This is a genomic window from Mesorhizobium sp. B2-6-2 (genome assembly GCF_006440615.1).
GTDB lineage: Bacteria > Pseudomonadota > Alphaproteobacteria > Rhizobiales > Rhizobiaceae > Mesorhizobium.
The window spans coordinates 49,477-69,857 of sequence record NZ_VFUG01000025.1 but is presented as its reverse complement, the minus strand read 5'-3'; the positions used below and the strand labels follow the sequence as shown (position 1 = coordinate 69,857).

Genomic DNA, 20,381 nt, shown 5'->3' with positions numbered 1-20,381 from the left:
GGAAGCTCCTGGTCGTCCTCAACGCCATCATTCGCGACAAAACCGCATTCGCGTGAACACAGTTGCCATTCCGTGACCTGAGCTGTGGAATACAGCGGAGCAGAATTCTGCACCGCAGCAGCGCTCGGAAGTCACGGAATGGATTCTAGGGTCTGCGCCGCGTCGCTTCGCTCCTTGCTCCGCCCGTGGATGACGATCGTGATGGGGGTTTCGGCTAATCTCCAAGGCCGCTCCCAAGGCAAACATAGCCCGCGGTCAAATCCGTGCTGGGGTATTGGGAGCAATCTTCGCCGGAGTGTTCCATCCGGAATTGCATCAAGACAAGAGATGCGGCAGCCGGCCTACTGTCGCGCAATCGCCTCGGTTCCGTCGGTTTCCCGCAAGCCGGACAGGTCGGGCATGCGATGGTACGCGCCTGATTTCCCGGAGCTTTCGATGCCGCAGCCGACCTTGATCCTTGTCTACGAACCGGAAAAGCCCTGTTTCGACCGGCTGGTCGCCCAGGGTTATCCAACGGAGCGCGCCATCGAGATCTCGTCCTATCTGGCGCAGTCGACCGACTTTGCGCCGGAATTCAACCTGCTTGCCGAGGCTTGCGGAAGGCGCGACCTCGCCTTCAAGCCTGTCGAGCTCGACGACGCCGCACCGGTTCTGGCGGAGGCCGATCCGGCAATGACGCTGGTCTGGACGCTGACCGACGGTATCGCCTACTTCCGTGGCGGCGCAGCGCCGGCGCTGGCGCGGCTGAACGGGCTGCGCACCATCGGCGCCGACGATTCGCTGTTCGCGCTCTGCCAGGACAAATTGCGTTCGGGCGCCGTGCTCGGCGCGCTCGGCCTGCCGGCGCTGCAGGCCGGCCTGGCGCGCAACGGCGCATGGCTGGTCGAGCCGCCGGCCTCGCCCAAGGGCTGGTTCGTGAAACCCAACCGGCTCGGCGCCAAGATCGGCATTTGGCCGGATTCGCGCGTCAGCGATCTCGGCCATGCGCTGGAGCTTAGCCGACGCGTTTTTTCGCATTATCGCGACGATGTCGTCGTCCAGCCCTATGTCGCCGGCCGCAACGTGCGGGCGAGCTTCCTTGGGCTCAGACAGGAAACCGGCATGGAAGCGCTCGGCATCGTCTTCGTCGATTCCGGCGGCGACTTTCAGACCATGGCCGATTCGATGGCGCTCTATGGCGGGACCGGCCAGGCTGCGAAGGATGCCGGCACCTATGCCGAGCCGGAGCTCGAGGCCGTCGGCGCGAGTCAGCCGGAGGCGGACCGAAAAATCCGCGCCATCGCGCAGAAACTGATAAGCGGTCTCGGCCTGAAAGATGTCTTTTCCGTCGATTTCAGGGTCGAGGCAGACGACACCGTGCACCTCATCGAGTTCGAAGTCTGCCCCGGCCTGCCTTGCTTCGATTTCCGCGACTATTGCCGCAAGCAGTGGGGCCTGAGCCTCGCGGACGCCATGGCGGAGACGGCTGCCAACCGGCTCTTGGGTTAACAGGTCGACGTTGTGACATTCACGATTGGCTGAGCCCTAACAACTTCGTCATTCCAGGGCGGAGCAAGGAGCGAAGCGACGCGCGCAGACCCTGGAATCCATGCCGTTACCTTGGCCGAAGGCGCAGCGGGGCAGAATTCTGGATCGTAGCGGCGCGTTGAAGTCACGGCATGGATCCTCGGGTCTGCGCTGCGTCGCTACGCTCCTTGCTCCGCCCGTGGATGACGAAGGGAGGGACGTTTCGGCACATCTCCAACGAATCGCAGATGCACGGTTTACCGTCCGAATTTCGTAAGAACAAAAGCTTGGAGCGGTTAGGCGGTTCGGTGAGAACGCTGAACCGCTTTAAATCCCCTCGACCAGCACGATCTCGCCGTCGGCCACTTTCTGGCGGATGGCGACGGCGCGCTGGTATTCCGGCGAGTGGTAGCAGTCATGCGCCATGGCCAGCGATTCGAACTCGATGATGACGTTGCGGGCGCGGCCCGGCCCTTCGGCCTTTTCGTGCTCGCCGCCGCGCGCCAGGAACTTCGCACCGAAGCGGTCGAAGGCGAGCTTCGCGGCGGCGACATAGTCCTTGTATCCCTCGGCGTCGCGCACATCGACACGGGCGATCCAATATCCCTTCGGCATTCTTTTTCTCCTGTTTGTTTTTCGCGAAAGAGGGCCGGTCCTCAGGCGGATTGCATTTCGGCGAGTATTGCCTCGGCCGCAGCGCGGCGGTCCGGCGCGGCGACGATCGGCCGGCCGACGACAAGGTGGCTGGAGCCGTTGCGGATCGCCTGCGCCGGCGTCACCACGCGTTTCTGGTCGCCATGGGCGCTGCCCGCCGGCCGGATGCCCGGCGTCACCACCGCCAGGTCGGGTCCGACGATCCGGCGCACCGCCTCGGCCTCCTCAGCCGAGCAGACGATGCCGCCCATGCCGGCATGCAGCGCCTGTTCGGAGCGCCTGAGCACCAGCGTGTGCGGGTCGTATTCATAGCCGGCGTCGATCACGTCCTGCTCGTCCATCGAGGTCAGCACCGTCACGCCAAGCAGGCAGAGCTCGCTGCCCCTGGCCGCCTCGACCGCCGCTCTCATCGTCTTGGGATAGGCATGCAGCGTCAGCATCGTCACGCCCATCTTGACGATGTTCTCGACGCCCTTGGCGACCGTGTTGTCGATGTCGAGCAGCTTCATGTCGAGAAACACTTTCGTGCCGCCGCTGGCGAGCTCCCGCGCGAAGTCCAATCCGCCGGCGAAGGCGAGCTGGTAACCGATCTTGTAGAAGGAAACGGCGCCTTCGAGCTCGCGCACCGCACTCTCGGCCTCCTTCAGCGTCGGCAGGTCCAGCCCAACGATCAGCCTGTCTCGCATTGTGTCGGCCTCCGCGAAATTGATCACGCCTCGATCCGGGTGGACAGCATGCGCGAGGTTTCGATCAGTGTACGGCATAGGCGCTCCATCGATTGCTGTAGTCTGGCGTCCCTGAATTGTCCGTCCTCGGCGAAGGCTTCGCCGGCCTCGGAGACCGAGCATTCGGGCGTGATCACCTCCATCTGGCAGCGCACCAGCACCGCGCGCAAATGGTTGATGCAACGTATGCCGGCGAACTTGCCCCCTGAGGACGAGCAGAGCCCGACCGGTTTGCCGGCAAGCGGCCTAAAGGTATGGCTGCCCTCGCGCCGTACCCGGCTCACCCAGTCGATCGAGTTCTTGAGCAATGGCGGGATCGAGCCGTTATATTCGGGCGTCGCGATCAGGAGCCCGTCATGCGCGGCGATCTGGCGGCCGAGTTTGATGGCGTTTTCGGGAATGCCTTTTTCCTTTTCCAGGTCCTCGTCCATGATCGGCAGCGGATAGTCGCCGAGCGAGATGCGCGTCACCTCCGCGCCCTGCATGGCGAGCTCCTTCTGCGCCACATCGGCAGTCCGGCCGCTGAAGGCGCCGCTCCGGGCCGAGCCGGCGAAGACGAGGATTCTTGGGATCACTGCCATCGGCCACCCTTGTCCGGGGACAGGTACAGCCAAGGGGCGTTCAAATCAACGCGTGGCGAGCGGAAAACGTCGAAGGATTGGTCGCGACCTATGAACTTCGTCATCCACGGGCGGAGCAGCCGCGAAGCGGCGTCGCGAAGACCCGAGGATCCATACCGTTACCCCGATCGTAGAGCACAGCGGAGCAGAATTCTGGGTCGTCGCGACGCTTCGAAGTCACGGAATGGATCCTCGGGTCTGCGCCGCGTCGCTTCGCTCCTTGCTCCGCCCGTGGATGACGAAGCGAGGGGCGTTTCGGCCAGTCGCCAGGACGCTGCCGCCACTGGCGATGCGCGAACACTTTCGCAAGTAGAAACTAATGCGCGGCGCGCCGGTAGATCCACAGCTGCGTCGGCGGGATGTTGCGGAAGATGAAATCGAAATGCTCGACCGTGTAGTCGCCGCGCCCGGCCGGGATCGGCGACAGCGGGCCATAGGTCAGCTGCACGATCGGTCGTCCGGCGGGAATGCGGTCGAGCAGGCTTTCGATATAGGCGATGCGCTGGGCGACCGGGAAATTGAGCAGCGGCACGCCGGAGACGACCGAATCGAACACCATGTCGCGCTTGTCGCCGAGCGTGGCATTGAGATTGAAGGCGTCGCCCTCGATCACGTTGACGCCGGGATAGAGCCCGCGCAGGTGGCGCACGAAGTCGGTCGAATATTCAACCGCGTAGAGGTTTTCGGGTTTGACACCCTGGGCCAAGATCGCGCGGGTGATGACACCGGTGCCGGGCCCGACCTCGAGCACCGGCAGGCCCGATCTCGGATTGACGATCGACGCCATCTTGCGGGCGGTAATGGAACTGGTGGGAACGATCGAGCCGACCGTTTTCGGCTTGTCGATCCAGCCTTTGAAGAACTTCAGCTCGTCGTCGAATTTTTCGGCCAGCGCTTTGCGCAACCCGGGACTACGTGCCATCACGAGCTCTCCTCAATGCTCAGCCCCCGATCCGCTACTTAGCAGGTGGGTGGAACAAGGCAAGGCGTCAAGCTGGCATAAGGTGTTGATGACGCTTGGGCACCGGATCGCCCTTCCGATGCCGCGCGAAATGCGGGGCTGCGGCAATCAGTTTTCGCCGAACGACTCGAAGAAGTCCTTCATGCGCGCGAAAAAGCCGCTCGACTGGGGCGAATTGTCCTTCGAGGAGATCTGCTCGAACTCTTCCAGCAATTCGCGCTGGCGGCGCGTCAGGTTCTGCGGCGTCTCGACCGCCGTCTGGATATAGAGGTCGCCGACATTGGGCTGGCGCAGCACCGGCATGCCCTTGCCCTTCAAGCGGAACTGGCGTCCGTTCTGCGTGCCTTCCGTCACCTTGACCTTGGTCTGGGTGCCATCGAGCGTGGTGACCTCGAAGGAGCCGCCAAGGGCTGCCGTCGTCATCGAGATCGGCACCTTGCAATAGAGATCGGCGCCGTCGCGCTGGAAGAATTCGTGCGGCTTGACCGCCAGGAAGATGTAGAGATCGCCCGACGGTCCGCCGCGCAGGCCGGCCTCGCCCTCATTGGCCAGCCGGATACGGGTGCCGTCCTCGATGCCGGACGGGATGTTGACCGACAGCGAGCGTTCCTCGGTGACGCGGCCCTGGCCGGCGCATTTCGGGCAGGGGTCCTTGATCGTCTGGCCGCGGCCCTGGCATTGCGGGCAGGTGCGTTCGATCGAGAAGAAGCCCTGCGTGGCGCGCACCTTGCCGTGGCCGTGGCACATCGAGCAGGTCACCGGCTGCGTGCCGGGCTTGGCGCCGCTGCCGGAGCATTCCGAGCAGGAGATCGAGGCCGGCACGCGGATCTGCGCCGTCTTGCCGGAAAAGGCCTCTTCCAGCGTGATTTCCATGTTGTAGCGCAGATCGGCGCCGCGCTCGCGGCCGCCCGACGAACGGCGCTGGCGGCCGCCCATCATGTCGCCGAAAATATCCTCGAAGATGTCGGCGAAGCCGCCGGCGCCGAAACCGTGCGCGGCGCCGTTCATACCACCCTCGAAGGCCGCGTGGCCGAAACGGTCATAGGCGGCGCGCTTCTGCGGGTCCTTCAGCGTCTCGTAGGCTTCGTTGATCTCCTTGAACTTGTGCTCGCAGGCATGGTCGCCGGGATTGCGGTCGGGATGGAACTGCATGGCGAGCTTGCGGAAAGCGCTCTTGAGTTCCTTGTCGTCGGCGCCTTTTTGCACGCCCAGCGTTTCGTAGAAATCAGCTTTCATTTTTTCCCGCTGTCCGGATGCTCAATGTCTTCAAGCATTGTTGGCGACGTTTGCCGGCACGTTCTTGGATTTAGGAGCGATGTTTCCCGGATGCTAGTACTAAGCCGGGCCGCTCCGGGTTTTTCTGTCACTTTTTCGACTGGGATTGCAAAAAAGCCCGGCCTTCCGCCGGGCTTTTCGCATGATCCGCCGTCAGCCGGCTCAGGCCGACTTCTTCTTCTCGTCGTCTTCGTCGATTTCCTCGAAGTCGGCATCGACCACGTCCGAATCCTTGGCGGCGTCCGCCTTGGCGTCGGCTTCGGCCGCTTCCTTCTGCGAGGCCTCGTACATGGCCTGGCCGAGCTTCATCGACACTTCGGCGAGCGACTGCGACTTGGCCTCGATGTCGGCCGGGTCGTCGCCTTCGGCCGCGGTCTTCAGCGCGGCGATGGCGTCCGAGATCGCGGTGCGGTCAGCCTCCGAGACCTTGTCGCCATAGTCCTTCAGCGACTTCTCGGACGAATGCACCAGCGCTTCGGCCTGATTGCGGGCCTCGACGAGGGCGCGGCGCTTCTTGTCCGCGTCGGCATTGGCCTCGGCGTCCTTCACCATCTTCTCGATGTCGGCGTCGGACAGACCGCCCGAAGCCTGGATGCGGATCTGGTGCTCCTTGCCGGTGCCCTTGTCCTTGGCCGAGACGTTGACGATGCCGTTGGCGTCGATGTCGAACGTGACCTCGATCTGCGGCACGCCGCGCGGGGCCGGCGGGATGCCGACGAGGTCGAACTGACCGAGCATCTTGTTGTCGGCCGCCATTTCGCGCTCGCCCTGGAAGACGCGGATCGTCACCGCCGACTGCGAATCCTCGGCGGTCGAGAAAGTCTGGCTCTTCTTGGTCGGGATCGTGGTGTTGCGCTCGATCAGCCTGGTGAACACGCCACCCAGCGTCTCGATGCCGAGCGACAGCGGCGTCACGTCGAGCAGGAGCACGTCCTTGACGTCGCCCTGCAGCACGCCGGCCTGGATGGCGGCGCCAAGCGCCACGACCTCGTCCGGGTTGACGCCCTTGTGCGGCTCCTTGCCGAAGAACTGCTTCACGATCTCCTGGATCTTGGGCATGCGGGTCATGCCGCCGACCAGGACCACTTCGTCGATCTCGCCGGCCTTCAGGCCGGCATCCTTGAGCGCCGCCTTGCAGGGCTCGATCGTGCGCTGGACGAGATCCTCGACCAGGCTTTCGAACTTCGCCCGGGTGAGCTTCATCGTCAGGTGCTTCGGGCCGCTGGCGTCGGCGGTGATGAAGGGCAGGTTGATCTCGGTCTGCGTCGTCGACGACAGCTCGATCTTGGCCTTTTCCGCGGCTTCCTTGAGGCGCTGCAGCGCGAGCTTGTCGGCCTTGAGGTCGATGCCCTGTTCCTTCTTGAACTCGGCCGCCAGATACTCGACCAGGCGCATGTCGAAGTCCTCGCCGCCGAGGAAGGTGTCGCCATTGGTCGACTTCACCTCGAAGACACCGTCGCCGATTTCGAGCACGGAAATATCGAAGGTGCCGCCGCCAAGGTCATAGACGGCGATGGTCTTGCCGTCCTTCTTTTCCAGGCCGTAGGCGAGCGCGGCGGCCGTCGGCTCGTTGATGATGCGCAGCACCTCGAGGCCGGCGATCCTGCCGGCGTCCTTGGTCGCCTGGCGCTGGGCGTCGTTGAAATAGGCCGGAACGGTGATGACCGCCTTCTCGACCTTCTCGCCGAGATAGGCTTCCGCCGTCTCCTTCATCTTCTGCAGGATCATGGCCGAGATCTGGCTGGGCGACTGCTTCTTGCCGCCGGCCTCGACCCAGGCGTCGCCATTGTCGCCCTTGACGATCTTGTAGGGGACAAGCTTCTTGTCCTTCTCCGTCACCGGGTCGTCATAGCGGCGGCCGATCAGGCGCTTGACCGCGAAGATGGTGTTTTCCGGATTGGTTACCGCCTGGCGCTTGGCCGGCTGGCCGACGAGACGTTCGCCGTCGCTCGAAATGGCGACGATGGAAGGCGTCGTGCGCGCGCCTTCAGCATTCTCGATCACCTTGGGGTCCTTGCCATCCATGATGGCGATACACGAGTTGGTGGTGCCGAGATCGATACCGATAACTTTTGCCATTGTTCTAATCTCTCCTCTAAGCAGGCTCTCTGGACCCTTCAAAAGGCGTTCCGACGAAAGCCCCTGTTCACAAGAAATCCCGTCATGGTCCCCGCTTTTTAGGGCTGGACGGCTGGCGCGTATATAAGAACAGGCGACACAAGGCGCAAGCATCCTGCGCAAGCTGTCCGTCGTCTCGGCAGCGACCCGGAAGAGACCCGCCGCGCTCTGCGCCCGAGCCGGTCTGAAGTCGATCTATCTCACTGTTCCGGCTTGGTTTTTTTAAAGCGGCGCCGCTTAGGGCACGCAAGTCTGCTGATCGCCAAGGTCAGGACTTGCTGTTTCGGGCGTGACTTTCGGTCGCGAAAGAGCGGAAAAACAGCATTGCGGCGTGCATTTGGCGCCCGGCGGCAAGCTGTGGGGAGCGCCTGGCGCTCGGGCAAAGCCCTGCCGGGCGCGTGGCCCGGCAGGGGGTTGCGGACTTCAAGCAATTCCAGGAAAAGCCGCAGCGGTTTTCCGTTTGGAATTGCCTCAAAACAGAACCTAAAGCCCGTTGTCCTTCAGGATTTTGGCGGCGTTGTCCTTGGTGATCTTTTCCGTCGGCAGGGTGATGGTCTTCTCGACCTTCTCCCCTTTCAGGAACTTGATCGCCTGGCGCAGGCCCTCGGCGCCCGGCGTGACATAGGTGAAGGTCGCCGTCAGCTCGCCCTTGTTCACCATCTGCACGCCTTCGTTGGGCAGGCCGTCGATGCCGATGAACTTGATGTCCTTCTCGCGCCCGACGTCCTTGGCCGCGAGATAGGCGCCGTAGGCCATCGGATCGTTGTGGCCGTAGACGAGGTCGATCTTCTCGTTGGTCTTCAGCGCGTTGGCCATGATGTTATAGGCCTGGTCCTGCTTCCAGTCGCCCGACTGCTGGTCGAGCAGGTACTTGATGCCCGGCTCCTTGTCGGTGAATTCATGGAAGCCGTCATGGCGGTCATGCGCCGGCTGCGTGCCCATGCCGCCCCAGATCTCGACGACGTTGCCGGCCGCCTTGCCCTTGCCGCCCAGGAGCTCGACGGCATATTCGCCAGCCGCCCGGCCGATCAGCTTGTTGTCGCCGCCGACGAACTGCGTGTAGTCCTTGGTTTCGACATTGCGGTCGAGCACGAAGACCGGGATCTTGGCGTCGATCGCCTGCTGCACCACGCCGGTCAGGCCGGCCGATTCCTTCGGCGAGACCAGCAGCGCGTCGACCTCCTGGCGGATCAGGTTCTCGACGTCGGCGACCTGCTTTTCGGTCTTGTCCTCGCCGTCGGTGATGATCAGCTCGACGTCCGGGTGCTTGGCGGCTTCCGCGATGATGTCCTTGTTGAACTGGGCGCGCCAGGGTTCGATGGTCGTCACCTGCGAGAAGCCGATCTTCCACTTCTTGTCTTGGGCAAAGGCATGGTTGCCGGAAAAGAGCGCGGTGGTCGTCACAAGCGCCGCCGCGAAGGTGGCGAGCTTCAGCATTTCACGTCGTTTCATGGTCCTGTTTCCTCCGGATTATAGAGACGAGGTCTCCTGTGACGGCCGCTTTGCCGCGGCCGTTTCCTTTTGCGCCGCCCGTCCGCCGGGCAGGCGCAGATAGCTGAGAAGGTCGCCGGCGTTGCGCTCCTGCACGAGCACGGTGCCGATGATGATCGCCCCCTTCAGCACCAGCTGAAGGTTCGAATTGATGTTGTGCAGCTGCAGGATGTTTGACAGCAGGCCGAAGATCAGCACGCCGCAGAAGGTGCCGACCAGACTGCCGCGCCCGCCCATCAGGCTGGTGCCGCCGATGACCACGGCGGCGATGGCGTCGAGCTCCAGCCCGGCGCCGGCATCGGGCTTGCCTTGGCGGTATTGGGCCACGTAGAGCACCGCCGCGATGCCGGCGAGCAGGCCCGACACCGCATAGGTGGCTATTTTGACGCGCCCGGCGGCGATGCCGGAAAGCCGCGCCGCCTCCTCATTGCCGCCGATGGCGTAGACATAGCGGCCGAAGGGCGTGAAGCGCAGCACCGCGCCGTAGATCACGACCGCACCGAGGAAGAACAGACCTGGCATCGGCACGATGCCGAACACCAGCGAGCGCAGGATCTCGAAATCGGCGGTGGCGTTGGAGCCGGTATAGACCGGCAGCACCGCGTTGTTCTGGCCGGCGGTGAGCCTGGCGATGCCGAGCGCCGTCACCATCATCGCCAGCGTGACGATGAACGGCTGCAGCCGGCCGGCGACGATGATGAAGCCGTTGATGGTGCCGAACAGAAGGCCGACGCAAGGCGCCACCAGCAGCACGCCGAGCACGCCAAACTTGGTCTCGACCTGCGGCAGCAGGTACCACAGCGAAAGGCAGCACAGCACCACGCCGACGATCCCCGGAATGATCAGCCCGCGCGCCTTGTCCAGTCGCGCGTCGCGCCCGGCTTCCGCCCCGGCGCGGGATTTCTCGATGTTGAGCAGGATGAAGCGGGTGGCCAGCACGCCGAGGCAAAGCGCCGCCAGCGCGGTCGTCGGCACGCCGAGCGCCGCCGACGGCGTGACTCCCGGCACGGTGAGCAGCATGGCGCAGACGACCGAGCAGATCGCCATTAGCGAGCCGACGGAAAGATCGATGCCGCCGGTCAGGATCACCGCCGTCATGCCGGTGGCGATGAGGCCGGTGGTCGACACCTGGCGCAGCACGTCGAGCAGGTTGCCGTAGGACAGGAAGATGTTGTTGCCCTTGGAGCTGATCGGCGAGCCGAACACGCCGATCAGGAAGATGGCGATCAGCCCCCAGTAAAGCTTGGTGCGGGAGACAAGGCTGATGAGGTTCATGCGGCTGGTCTCGCCGCCCGTCTTGGTGTGGCAAGTCTTGGCGCGGCAAGCCGCATGATCGCCTCCTCGCTGGCATCAGTGCGGGACAGGATTCCGCGCTGGCGGCCCTCGGCCATGACCAGGATGCGGTCGGCCAGATGCAGAAGCTCGGGCAGTTCGGAGCTGATCACGGCAATCGCCAGCCCGTCGCCGGCCAGCTTGAAGATGAGGTCGTAGATTTCGCGCTTGGCGCCGACATCGATGCCGCGCGTCGGCTCGTCGAGCAGAAGCACGCGCGGCCGGGTCGCCAGCCATTTGCCGATCACCACCTTCTGCTGGTTGCCGCCGGACAGCGTGCCGGCAGCCTGCTCGATGCTTTCGCAGCGTATGCCGAGCGCGCCGACCGCGTCGCGTGCCAGGCCGCGCTCGCCGGAGCGCGAGCGCAGGCCGAAGCGCGCCAGCGCGCCGACCAGAGGCAGCGCGACATTGTCGGTGATCGAGGCCTGGAGATGCAGGCCTTGCGTCTTGCGGTCCTCGGTCACCAAAGCGATGCCGAGCCGGCGGGCCTCGCGCGGCGAGCCGATCTCGACCGGCACGCCGTCGAGCCGAATCTCGCCGCCGGTGCGACCGTCGCTGGAGCCAAAGATCGCCTCCAGGATCTCGGTGCGGCCGGAACCCAGCAGCCCGCCAATGCCGAGGATCTCGCCGGCCCCGAGGTCGAAGCTGATTCCGTCGATCATCGTGCGCCAGCCATGCCGGTCGGGCTTCGACAGCGACAGGTCCCTGACCGAGAGCACCGCTTCGCCGCCGGGGCCGCGCTCATGATCGGAGGAAGCGAGAAGGTCGCGCCCGACCATGGCGGAGATGATGGCGTCTTCGTCCAGCCTTGCCATGTCCCGCGTCAGCACGTGGCGCCCATCGCGCAGCACCGTCACCCGGCTGGCCAGATGCATCACCTCGTCAATGCGATGCGAGATGTAGACGATCGCAACGCCGCTTGCCGCGAGCTGGCCGATGATGCGGAACAGTCTCTGGCACTCGGCCGGCGACAGCGCCGAGGTCGGCTCGTCCATGATCAGGATGCGCGCCGACTTCGACAGCGCCTTGGCGATCTCCACCAGCTGCTGCTCGCCGACCCTGAGCGTGCCGACACGCGCCTCGGGATCGAGCTCGATGCCGAGACGCTGCAGCAGCGCGCTGGCAGTGCGGCTGCTCGCCTTGCGGTCGACGACCAGCCCGGCGATCAGCTTTTCGCGGCCGAGGAAGATGTTGTCGGCGACGCTGAGCTCGGGGACGAGGTTGAGCTCCTGGTGGATGATGGCGATGCCGGCGTCCTCGGCGTCGCGGACGCCGGTGAAGCGGACTGCCTGACCGTCGATGGCCACGGCGCCTTCGTAGTCGGTATAGACGCCCGACAGGATCTTCATCAGCGTCGACTTGCCGGCGCCGTTCTCGCCCATCAGCGCATGCACCTCGCCGGGCCGGAGGTCCAGGCTCACATCGGACAGCGCGGCGATGCCGCCGAAGCGCTTGGAAATGCCCGTCGCGCTCAGGACGACGGCGGGACCGTCGGCGGCCGCATTGCCAGTCATGGTGGAATCAATGCGCTGCATGGGCAAAGGACGGCCTCCCTCCGTCGTCTTCGATTATTTTGAACGCTAATCTAAACGTTTCGAATGTGTCAAGCGCATATCTGGTTTCTGAGGATTGTTGCATTTCAATTCTTGCGGAAAATGCCGGGTTTGCGTAGGTTTGGCCAAATAGGGGTGGCTAAACGTTTCGAAAATGACGGTATCAGGGCGGAAAAAACAGCGGAAATCCACAGCGCCGACCATGCTGCATGTGGCTGAGGCGGCGCGTGTGTCCGTGGCCACCGTGTCGGCAGTGCTCAACGGCACCGCCACCGTCAGTCCGGAGCTTACCCAGCGCATCGAGCAGGCGATCCGCGACATCGGCTACAAGCGCAACGCCATTGCCCGCAGCCTCAAGATGGGCACCACGCGGACCATCGGCCTGACCGTGCCGCACATCACCAACCCGTTCTTCACCGATGTCGTTTCGGTCATCCAGCAGGCGTTCGACCGCGCCGGCTATGCCGTCATGCTGTGCTGCACGGACGAGGACCTGAACACGCAGGACGATCAGATCCGGCTGCTGCTCGACCGCATGGTCGACGGGCTGATCGTGGCGCGCGTCGGCGACGGCGGCATCCTGAAGGGCATCGTCGGGGACGCCAACGTGCCGGTGGTGCTGCTCGATCGCCTCTGCGACGGCGTCGACACCGATGCGGTGGTGCTAGACAACCAGCGCGCCGTGTTCGACGCCGTCACCTATCTGATCCATCTCGGCCATCGCCGCATCGGCTATATCACCGGCGCCTCCGACATATCCCCCATGCATGACCGCATGATCGGCTACCGCGAGGCGCTGCAGGCCGCCGGCCTGCCCGTGGCGGAGGAGCTCATACGCTCCGGCAATTTCCACGAGATCGACGGCTATAACGCCACAATGCAGCTGCTTTCGCTGCACGACCGGCCGAGCGCGATCTTCTCGGCCAACAATCCGATGGTGATCGGCACCATGAAGGCGATCCGCGACATCGGCCTCAGCTGCCCCGAAGACATTTCGGTCGCCTGCTTCGACGATTTTCCCTGGTCGGACGTGTTCGTGCCGCAACTGACCACCGTGGCGCAGCCGGTGCAGGCGATCGGCGAGCAGGCGGCGAACCTCCTGCTTGACCGGCTGGTCGGCAACCGCGACGCGCCGCCGCGCAAGCTCGTGCTGAAGGGCCGGCTGATGATCCGCAATTCCTGCCGGCCGCTGGGCGCGCTCGCGCAGAGCGTCAGCGCGTAAATCCGAAGGAGCTCTCGCCGAGCAGTTGCAGCCTCGGAAAGATGCGCCGGCCGCCGGCGACCACCCGGGTACCTTTGCCGATCACCGTCTTGGGGTCCGCTTTCAGCACCGTGCCGCCGCCCTCGCCCATGATCAGGCCGATGAGAATGACGACATTCGTGGTCGAGGCGCGGTTGGAGAGCCCGGTGCCGACCGAGCCTTCGGACAACGACGCCGCGTTGCTTGCCTTGATCGGCTTGCCATTGAGGAACGCGCCGCCGCCGCGGCGGGCGTAGAACGTCTCGTCGGTCGAAGGCTCATGGGTGACGCCGACAATCGTCTCGCCGTTCCTGGCGCAGGCGATCACCACGCACCAGGCGGGAATGCCGCGCACGAAATTGGCGGTGCCGTCGATCGGGTCGATCACCCAGACATGACCGGTTGTTCCGGTCACCGCCGCGTGCTCCTCGCCGACGGTGCCGTCTTGCGGATAGGCCTCGGCGATGGCCGCGCGGATGAACAGCTCGACCTCGCGGTCGGCTTCTGAAACCAGGTCCTGATGGCCCTTGCTCTCGATGGTCAGATTGTCGAGGTCGCGAAAATATTTCAGCCCAAGCTCGCCGGCGCGCCGCGCCAGGTCGATGGCAAAATGCATGCGGTCGTCGAGATCATGGGTCATGGGCAGGCTCGCGCTTTGGCGGGGAGCCTGCCCTTAACAGATGAGTATGTCAGATGCCATGGCGCCGTCAGGCCGCCTTAGACATGGATTTGTGCACGTCGGCGAGGATCTCGAAGGAGCGCACGCGCGCCGCATGGTCGAAGCACTGCGCCGTCACCATCAATTCATCGGCGCCGGTGCGGCTTATGAAGGCGTCTATGCCTTGGCTCACCGTCTCCGGCGAGCCGACGACGGCGCAGGACAGCGCCTGGGCAAGCATGGCTTTCGCCGCAGGGTCGAGGTCGCGGTCGTAATTCTCGACCGGCGGCGGCAATTGGCCTGGCCGGCCGCTGCGCAGATTGACGAAGGCCTGCTGCAGCGAACTGAACAGAAGCTTCGCCTCGGCGTCCGACGGCGCGGCGAAGACATTGAGGCCGAGCATGACATAGGGCTTGTCGAGTTGCGCCGACGGCTGGAAGCGCGTGCGATAAACCTCCAGCGCATGATCGAGCTCGGCCGGGGCGAAATGCGAGGCGAAGGCGTAAGGCAGGCCGAGAAGGGCTGCGAGCTGCGCGCCATAGAGGCTGGAGCCGAGGATCCAGACCGGCACGCTCTGGCCCTCGCCGGGCACGGCGCGGATGCGCTGGCCTCCCTCGGCCGGCTGGAAATAGCCCATCAGCTCGACGACGTCCTGCGGGAAATTGTCGGCGCTTTCGAGATTCCGCCGCAGCGCCCGCGCGGTCAGCATGTCGGTGCCCGGCGCGCGGCCGAGGCCGAGATCGATGCGGCCGGGGAAAAGCGCCGCCAGCGTGCCGAACTGCTCGGCGATCACCAGCGGCGCATGGTTGGGCAGCATGATGCCGCCGGCGCCGACGCGGATCGACTTGGTGCCGCCAGCGACATGCGCGATCACGACCGACGTCGCGGCGCTCGCGATGCCCGGCATGTTGTGGTGCTCGGCCAGCCAGTAGCGCCTGTAGCCCAGCCGCTCGGCATGGCGGGCAAGGTCGAGCGAATTGGCAAGCGACTGCGAGGCGGTGCTGCCTTGCGTGATCGGCGACAGGTCGAGAACCGAAAGGGCCGTCATTGGTCAGGTCTCCACGATGCGTTTTTCCCGCAGCCTCGCCTCGAAGGCGGCGCGGTCGGGAATGACGATGGCGAGCTGGTTCTCCAGCACGCCGGCGAGCTCGGTGGCGGTCGCGATCTCGCGCTGCTCGCTGCGACCGCCGGCATGATGTGTCGACAGCCGGTTGTTGCGCAGCGCATAGCGCCGGTCGGGCAAAGCGAGCGCGGCAACCAGCGTGGTCAGGAAATGCGAGCTCGGATGCGTCGACAGGAAATGGCTGCCGACCAGGTAGTCGACCTCATAGGCCTGGCTCATGTCGAAGCGGTAGAGCGTGCGCCAATCGCCGCCAATGCCGGCTTGCAGGCGAAGATCGTCGCCGGTCTCGACGATGCGAAAGGCCTCATGCGGTGTCTGCTGCACCAGCCCGGGCTCAAGCAGCAGCGGCGCCGTCAGCGTCAGGCCGCCGAAGCCGACATCGGCAATGTAGGTGTGGCCGCCGAGCTCGACGCGCAGCAGCATATGGCTGCGCGCGGTGACGGCATCATCCGGCTGGCCCCACAACACGCGCGCCGCCAGCCCGCTGGCGGTGAAGCCGAGCGCCTTCAGCGCATGCATGAAGATGAGATTGTGCTCGAAGCAATAGCCGCCGCGGCCCTGGCCAAGAATCTTGTCCTGCAGCGAGGCGATGTCGAGCCCGACGGAAACGCCCATCAAGGCGTCGATGTTCTCGAACGGGATCGCCTGCGGGTGGATTGCGTGCAGCGCCTGCAGCGTGGCCAGCGAAAGGTCGGTCGGCCCGTCATAGCCGATGCGGGCGAAATAGCCATCGAGATCGAAGTCGCTCATTCAGGGACGGGTCCGGCTTGACCGGTCCGATATAGGCACTGCCCGCCAACGCTGCAAATAACGGCCACGCTTTGCGATTGGGCCACATGCCAATGCATGTCGCCCAGAAATGCGCAGCGGTTCTGGGACAACGACATGCATCAAAACAGGAGCATGTCGCCCAGAAGTGCGCACGGTTCTGGGACCACGGCGAAACAACGCCCCTAGAGAGCGTCGTCTGAATCCATTTCAGCGCGACGTGCTTTAGGCCGGTTTGTGATTGTTTTCGGCCGGCTCTTCCTCGATGGCCATGGACTGCTGCGCCGCCAGGAAGTTGCCGACATGGCTCAAGCCCTCGAAATGGTCGCAGAAGACCTTGATGACGACCAGCAACGGCACCGCCATCAGCGCGCCGACGAAGCCCCATAGCCATGACCAGAAGGCGATGGCGATCAAGATCGCCACCGCGTTGATCTCGAGGCGCCGTCCGACCACCGTCGGCGTCACGAACTGGCCTTCGACGATATCGCACAACACCACGAAAGCCGGCGCCAGCAGCGCATAGGCGATCGTGTCGAAGCTGATCAGCGCGATGATGGCGACGAGCAGGACGGTCATCAGCGCGCCGACATAGGGCAGGAAATTGAGCAGCGCCGCCGCCGCGCCCCACACCAACGGGGTGGGCATGCCGAGCCCCCAGAGGCCCAGCCCGATCATCGTGCCGAGGCCGGCATTGATCAGGGCAACGGTAAGCAGATAGTGCGAGATTTCGTGCTCGACGTCATAGACCACGCGCAGCGCCCGCTTCTTCTGGGTCATGCTGGTGAACGACTGCACGATCTTCTCGTAGAACAGCGTGCCCGAGGCGAGCAGAAACAGCGACAGCACGAAGACGATGGTGATCGAGGTGCCGGCTTCCAGGAGATTGCTGGCCGCCGTGGACAGAACGCCGGAAGGCGCCACCGCGACCCGCTGCACCCCCGGCTCCTGCGAGGTCTCGGTCAGAGCTTCTAGCTGATGCGCGAGATCCATCACCCGTTCGAGCGGCCGCTTGAACGGCGCCAGCCGCTCGGTGAGCTGCTGGCCGATCGAATAGCTGTTGTTGATGAGGTCGATGACCGGACCGCTGAGCAGATAGCCTGCGACGACGAAAACAAAGATTGAAAGCAGCACCAGCAACGTCGCCGAAACCACTTCCGGTACGCCGTGCTTGCGCAGGAAGCGCACGATCGGCGTCAACGTCAGCGCCAGCAGGAAGGCGAGGATTACCGGCATGAAGAAATCGCGCGCGAAATAGAGCGCTGCGATCGTCAGCAGAATGAAAATCCCGATCACCAGCGATCGCGTCAAGCGCATGTCCGCCCGGGCGCTGGCACGCGGATCAGGGCTTTCGACAACGCTCGCGCCCGAAACGATCGGCTCGGCTTTCATCGGTTCCCCTTGCAAGCCCACCACCCAAACAATGAATGCATGGCAGGCTTCTGGGCGAAACGCGGGAGTTCCGGGCAAGGTTCCATGAGCCGGCTTTCCGCGGCATCGCGCCTGCGGTCGCGCTGCGGGTCGGTCAGTCTTGGCTAACGGGCTTCCGCTCAGCCGGCCGGCGCCACGATGGCGGGCGCGGTTTTGGCCGTCTCCTTGCGCACGATCGGCGCCACCCTGGTGCCGTAAAGCTCGATCGCCTTCATGATCTTGGCGTGCGGCATGGTGCCGATCGCCATTTGCAGCAGGAAGCGGTCGTTGCCGAAGATCTTGCGCTGGGCGACGATCTTTTCCGCCACGGCCTCAGGATTGCCGACGAAGAGGGCCCCACTGGGGCCCCGCGCATGATCGAAATGCGCGCGCGAGGTCGGGCCCCAGCCGCGCTCGCGGCCGATGCGGTTCATCACCTCGGCCTGCGGTCCGTAGAAATCGTCGGCCGCCTGTTCGGTCGTCTCGGCGATGAAGCCGTGCACGTTGATGCTGGTGGCGAGGCTGGCCGGATCGTTGCCGCCGCGCCGCGCCGCCTCGCGGTAGATCTCGAACAACGGCGCGAAACGGGCCGGCTCGCCGCCGATGATGGCCAGCGCCAGTGGCAGGCCGAGCACGCCGGCACGGGCGGCCGACTGCGGCGTGCCGCCGATGGCGATCCAGACCGGCAGTTTCTCCTGCAACGGACGCGGATAGACGCCGCGGCCGTTGACCGGCGCGCGCAGCTTGCCCTGCCACGTCACTGTCACCTGGTCGCGGATAGCCAGCAACAGGTCGAGCTTCTCGGCGAACAGCTCGTCATAGTCCTCGAGATTGTAGCCGAACAGCGGGAAGGATTCGATAAAGGAGCCGCGCCCGGCCATGATCTCGGCGCGGCCGCCGGACAGAAGGTCGAGCGTCGCGAATTGCTGGAAGACGCGCACCGGATCGTCGGAGGAAAGCACCGTGACCGCGCTGGTCAGGCGGATGCGCTTCGTGCGCTCGGCCGCCGCGGCCAGCGCCACCACCGGCGCCGAGGCGGCATAGTCGGGACGGTGATGCTCGCCGAGGCCGAACACGTCGAGGCCGACCTGGTCGGCCAGCTCGATTTCCTCGATGAGGTTGCGCAGCCGTTCATGCGGGCCGATGGCGCCGGGGCCCGGCTCCGGGCTGACATCGGCGAAAGTGTAGAGACCGAGTTCCATCTGGTTGCGTCCTCAATGTTCATGTCGGCGTTTGTCGTCGGCGCTAGAGGTAACCATCCGCCGTTCTGCCCGCCAGACGCGCGATCTGTGAACAGTGCATCGCGCTGCCGGGCCGTATCCCTGCGGCAACAAGCCCGAATTTTTCATGGCTGCCATACCGTTTTGGCGCTTGAACTTGCCGCTTTCACGCGTATGTAAGCGTCGCGAATACACTGCAGGGAAGTGCACTTGGCTATCTACAGGGAAAAAGACATTTTCGAGCGGCGCAATGCCGCGAACGAGGCAAAGAAGGCGCTGCTCGAGCGCTTCAAGGCAAAGCCGGCGGCGGATGATCCGACAGTGCTGGCTCGCCAGGCCGAACGCAAGGCTATCCTTGAGGCCCGCGCCATCCGCGAGGCGGAAAAGGCTCGGCTGAAGCAGGAAAAGCTGGCGCGCGAAGCGGCCGAGAAGGCCGAGCGCGAGGCGATTGCCGAAGCGGCGCGTCTTGCGGCGGAAGCGGCGGCGGCCGAAGAGGCCAAGCGCCGCGAGGCCGAGGAATCCGAGCGCATCGCTTTCGAGCTTGCCGATGAGGCCGCGCGCAAGGCCAAGCGTGACGCACGCTACGCCGCCCGCAAGTCTCGCGTCGGGCGCACGCCTCCGGGCTTCTCCGCCCGCTAGGTTCGGATTCGTTGGAAATTAGGTCAGGGTCGCCGAAAGCGGCCCTGAACGCGTTTGTGCTGTGGATACCGAGCTAGTAGCACTGCACAGGGATTTTGACCGGTCGGCTCTGTTTGCGTTGGCAGGTGGAGATTGGCCGAAACGCCCATCGCGATCGTCATTCCAGGGCGGAGCAGGAGCGAAGCTCCGTCGCGAAGACCCTGGAATCCATGCCGTTACCTTCGCCAAGGCGTGCAACGGAGCAGAATTCTGCACCGAGGCGGCGCTTGCAAGTCACGGAATGGATTCTATGGTCTGCGCGCGTCGCTGCGCTCCTTGCTCCGCCATAGAATGACGAGGTTGGGGCGGCTTCAACCAATCCCCGGCGACTTCACGGAAACGAATGGAAAATCTTGCACCAAGACAAATGGCAACCTTTCAAAATCCCTGTGTCGGGGAGCTAGGCGACCAGTTTCAGCCCGACGATTCCGCAGACGATCAGGCCGATACAGGCGAGCCGGACAATCGTCACCGGCTCGCCGAGCAGCCAGATGCCGAGCAGCGTCGTGCCGACGGTGCCGATGCCGGTCCACACCGCATAGGCCGTGCCGACGGGCAGCGTCTTCAGCGCCAGGCCGAGCAGGCCGAGGCTGACGATCATCGAGGCAATGGTGAGAAGGGTCGGCAGCGGCTTGGAGAAGCCGTCGGTATATTTGAGGCCGATCGCCCAGCCGATCTCGAACAGGCCGGCGAAGAAAAGAAAAATCCAGGACATCGAAGACACTCCGTCGTTCCAGCATCGCCTCAGATGCTTGGTGGCGGGTCGTCCCGGCCGGTTTTTCGAAAGCGAGGTCGTCCTCGCCCTTTGATATGGGGTGGCCTCGATCAACAAAACACCGGCAGCATCGTCATGCCGCCGGTTCAAAGTCAGCATTGAGCCGGATCGACCGAATTCGGCCGCTTACTTTTCCTTGATGCGCAACGCCTTGACCGGCGGCGCCTTCGGAGCCGGGGCCGCCGCGGGCTTCTTGGCGTCCTTCTTCGGCTTGCGGGCTTCCTTGCCCGCCTTCATCGCACCTTTAGCCATGATTCGCTCCTCCGATTGTGGA

The 20,381-nt window shown here is 64.5% G+C and carries 19 protein-coding genes; 3 read left to right on the top strand and 16 right to left on the bottom strand.

The window, feature by feature from the left end:
• Positions 1-435: 435 nt before the first annotated feature.
• Positions 436-1,488, top strand: a complete 1,053-nt coding sequence (locus FJ419_RS28540) for a D-alanine:D-lactate ligase-like protein (RefSeq protein WP_140700582.1) — start codon at positions 436-438, stop codon at positions 1,486-1,488.
• 345 nt (positions 1,489-1,833) lie between these two features.
• Here the strand turns inward: FJ419_RS28540 and FJ419_RS28535 are convergent, their stop codons facing one another.
• From FJ419_RS28535 to FJ419_RS28495, 9 genes are all read right to left on the bottom strand, one after another.
• The gene (locus FJ419_RS28535) at positions 1,834-2,121 is read right to left on the bottom strand and encodes a DUF1330 domain-containing protein (protein ID WP_140547017.1); all 288 of its coding nucleotides are present in this window, start codon (positions 2,119-2,121) and stop codon (positions 1,834-1,836) included.
• 41 nt (positions 2,122-2,162) lie between these two features.
• A complete protein-coding gene (pyrF, locus tag FJ419_RS28530; RefSeq protein ID WP_140700585.1) occupies positions 2,163-2,846 on the bottom strand; it encodes an orotidine-5'-phosphate decarboxylase in 684 nt (227 codons plus the stop codon).
• A 23-nt stretch (positions 2,847-2,869) separates the two neighbouring features.
• On the bottom strand, positions 2,870-3,466 hold the full coding sequence (locus FJ419_RS28525; protein ID WP_140700581.1) for an NADPH-dependent FMN reductase: 597 nt from the start codon (positions 3,464-3,466) through the stop codon (positions 2,870-2,872).
• 355 nt (positions 3,467-3,821) lie between these two features.
• Positions 3,822-4,427 carry a phospholipid N-methyltransferase PmtA gene (pmtA, locus tag FJ419_RS28520; protein ID WP_140544800.1) on the bottom strand — a complete coding sequence of 202 codons (606 nt, stop codon included), beginning with the start codon at positions 4,425-4,427 and terminating at the stop codon, positions 3,822-3,824.
• A gap of 147 nt (positions 4,428-4,574) precedes the next feature.
• Positions 4,575-5,702: a molecular chaperone DnaJ gene (gene dnaJ, locus FJ419_RS28515; RefSeq protein WP_140700580.1), complete on the bottom strand. Its 1,128-nt coding sequence runs from the start codon at positions 5,700-5,702 to the stop codon at positions 4,575-4,577.
• Between the two features lie 201 nt (positions 5,703-5,903).
• Positions 5,904-7,820 (bottom strand): molecular chaperone DnaK, encoded by a 1,917-nt coding sequence (gene dnaK / locus FJ419_RS28510; RefSeq protein ID WP_140544804.1) that lies wholly within the window; start codon positions 7,818-7,820, stop codon positions 5,904-5,906.
• Positions 7,821-8,342: 522 nt separating this feature from the next.
• The gene (locus FJ419_RS28505) at positions 8,343-9,311 is read right to left on the bottom strand and encodes a substrate-binding domain-containing protein (protein ID WP_140700579.1); all 969 of its coding nucleotides are present in this window, start codon (positions 9,309-9,311) and stop codon (positions 8,343-8,345) included.
• A gap of 18 nt (positions 9,312-9,329) precedes the next feature.
• Positions 9,330-10,625 carry an ABC transporter permease gene (locus FJ419_RS28500; RefSeq protein ID WP_140700578.1) on the bottom strand — a complete coding sequence of 432 codons (1,296 nt, stop codon included), beginning with the start codon at positions 10,623-10,625 and terminating at the stop codon, positions 9,330-9,332.
• Positions 10,622-12,217: a sugar ABC transporter ATP-binding protein gene (locus tag FJ419_RS28495; RefSeq protein ID WP_140700577.1), complete on the bottom strand. Its 1,596-nt coding sequence runs from the start codon at positions 12,215-12,217 to the stop codon at positions 10,622-10,624. The genes FJ419_RS28500 and FJ419_RS28495 overlap by 4 nt, the downstream gene beginning before the upstream one ends.
• Before the next feature lie 220 nt (positions 12,218-12,437).
• Here FJ419_RS28495 and FJ419_RS28490 point away from each other — a divergent pair, with 220 nt between their 5' ends.
• Positions 12,438-13,457, top strand: a complete 1,020-nt coding sequence (locus FJ419_RS28490) for a LacI family DNA-binding transcriptional regulator (RefSeq protein ID WP_140700576.1) — start codon at positions 12,438-12,440, stop codon at positions 13,455-13,457.
• Here FJ419_RS28490 and FJ419_RS28485 read toward each other — a convergent pair.
• The 5 genes from FJ419_RS28485 to FJ419_RS28465 form a co-directional block, all read right to left on the bottom strand.
• Positions 13,447-14,115: an inositol monophosphatase family protein gene (locus FJ419_RS28485; protein ID WP_140700575.1), complete on the bottom strand. Its 669-nt coding sequence runs from the start codon at positions 14,113-14,115 to the stop codon at positions 13,447-13,449. The genes FJ419_RS28490 and FJ419_RS28485 overlap by 11 nt on opposite strands.
• Before the next feature lie 67 nt (positions 14,116-14,182).
• Entirely contained in the window at positions 14,183-15,181 is a 999-nt protein-coding gene (locus FJ419_RS28480) for an LLM class flavin-dependent oxidoreductase (RefSeq protein ID WP_140700574.1), read from the bottom strand.
• Between the two features lie 3 nt (positions 15,182-15,184).
• Positions 15,185-16,006 (bottom strand): arylamine N-acetyltransferase, encoded by an 822-nt coding sequence (locus FJ419_RS28475; RefSeq protein WP_140700573.1) that lies wholly within the window; start codon positions 16,004-16,006, stop codon positions 15,185-15,187.
• Positions 16,007-16,249: 243 nt separating this feature from the next.
• The gene (locus FJ419_RS28470; RefSeq protein ID WP_140700572.1) at positions 16,250-17,416 is read right to left on the bottom strand and encodes an AI-2E family transporter; all 1,167 of its coding nucleotides are present in this window, start codon (positions 17,414-17,416) and stop codon (positions 16,250-16,252) included.
• Positions 17,417-17,574: 158 nt separating this feature from the next.
• On the bottom strand, positions 17,575-18,636 hold the full coding sequence (locus tag FJ419_RS28465; protein WP_140700571.1) for an LLM class flavin-dependent oxidoreductase: 1,062 nt from the start codon (positions 18,634-18,636) through the stop codon (positions 17,575-17,577).
• Between the two features lie 228 nt (positions 18,637-18,864).
• Here FJ419_RS28465 and FJ419_RS28460 point away from each other — a divergent pair, with 228 nt between their 5' ends.
• Complete coding sequence (locus tag FJ419_RS28460; RefSeq protein ID WP_140635884.1) at positions 18,865-19,293, top strand: DUF6481 family protein; 429 nt, start codon at positions 18,865-18,867, stop codon at positions 19,291-19,293.
• Between the two features lie 439 nt (positions 19,294-19,732).
• Here the strand turns inward: FJ419_RS28460 and sugE are convergent, their stop codons facing one another.
• Together sugE and FJ419_RS31510 are read right to left on the bottom strand one after the other, a co-directional pair.
• Entirely contained in the window at positions 19,733-20,047 is a 315-nt protein-coding gene (sugE, locus tag FJ419_RS28455; RefSeq protein WP_140700570.1) for a quaternary ammonium compound efflux SMR transporter SugE, read from the bottom strand.
• Positions 20,048-20,233: 186 nt separating this feature from the next.
• Positions 20,234-20,359, bottom strand: coding sequence for a hypothetical protein (locus tag FJ419_RS31510; protein WP_095769470.1), 126 nt, complete (start codon positions 20,357-20,359; stop codon positions 20,234-20,236).
• Between the last annotated feature and the right edge of the window lie 22 nt (positions 20,360-20,381).

Coding starts and splice junctions, on each gene's coding strand:
- FJ419_RS28540 (WP_140700582.1), top strand. CDS start 436: ATGCCGCAGCCGACCTTGATCCTTGTCTACGAACCGGAAAAGCCCTGT.
- FJ419_RS28535 (WP_140547017.1), bottom strand. CDS start 2,121: ATGCCGAAGGGATATTGGATCGCCCGTGTCGATGTGCGCGACGCCGAG.
- pyrF (WP_140700585.1), bottom strand. CDS start 2,846: ATGCGAGACAGGCTGATCGTTGGGCTGGACCTGCCGACGCTGAAGGAG.
- FJ419_RS28525 (WP_140700581.1), bottom strand. CDS start 3,466: ATGGCAGTGATCCCAAGAATCCTCGTCTTCGCCGGCTCGGCCCGGAGC.
- pmtA (WP_140544800.1), bottom strand. CDS start 4,427: ATGGCACGTAGTCCCGGGTTGCGCAAAGCGCTGGCCGAAAAATTCGAC.
- dnaJ (WP_140700580.1), bottom strand. CDS start 5,702: ATGAAAGCTGATTTCTACGAAACGCTGGGCGTGCAAAAAGGCGCCGAC.
- dnaK (WP_140544804.1), bottom strand. CDS start 7,820: ATGGCAAAAGTTATCGGTATCGATCTCGGCACCACCAACTCGTGTATC.
- FJ419_RS28505 (WP_140700579.1), bottom strand. CDS start 9,311: ATGAAACGACGTGAAATGCTGAAGCTCGCCACCTTCGCGGCGGCGCTT.
- FJ419_RS28500 (WP_140700578.1), bottom strand. CDS start 10,625: ATGAACCTCATCAGCCTTGTCTCCCGCACCAAGCTTTACTGGGGGCTG.
- FJ419_RS28495 (WP_140700577.1), bottom strand. CDS start 12,217: ATGCAGCGCATTGATTCCACCATGACTGGCAATGCGGCCGCCGACGGT.
- FJ419_RS28490 (WP_140700576.1), top strand. CDS start 12,438: ATGCTGCATGTGGCTGAGGCGGCGCGTGTGTCCGTGGCCACCGTGTCG.
- FJ419_RS28485 (WP_140700575.1), bottom strand. CDS start 14,115: ATGACCCATGATCTCGACGACCGCATGCATTTTGCCATCGACCTGGCG.
- FJ419_RS28480 (WP_140700574.1), bottom strand. CDS start 15,181: ATGACGGCCCTTTCGGTTCTCGACCTGTCGCCGATCACGCAAGGCAGC.
- FJ419_RS28475 (WP_140700573.1), bottom strand. CDS start 16,006: ATGAGCGACTTCGATCTCGATGGCTATTTCGCCCGCATCGGCTATGAC.
- FJ419_RS28470 (WP_140700572.1), bottom strand. CDS start 17,416: ATGAAAGCCGAGCCGATCGTTTCGGGCGCGAGCGTTGTCGAAAGCCCT.
- FJ419_RS28465 (WP_140700571.1), bottom strand. CDS start 18,636: ATGGAACTCGGTCTCTACACTTTCGCCGATGTCAGCCCGGAGCCGGGC.
- sugE (WP_140700570.1), bottom strand. CDS start 20,047: ATGTCCTGGATTTTTCTTTTCTTCGCCGGCCTGTTCGAGATCGGCTGG.
- FJ419_RS31510 (WP_095769470.1), bottom strand. CDS start 20,359: ATGGCTAAAGGTGCGATGAAGGCGGGCAAGGAAGCCCGCAAGCCGAAG.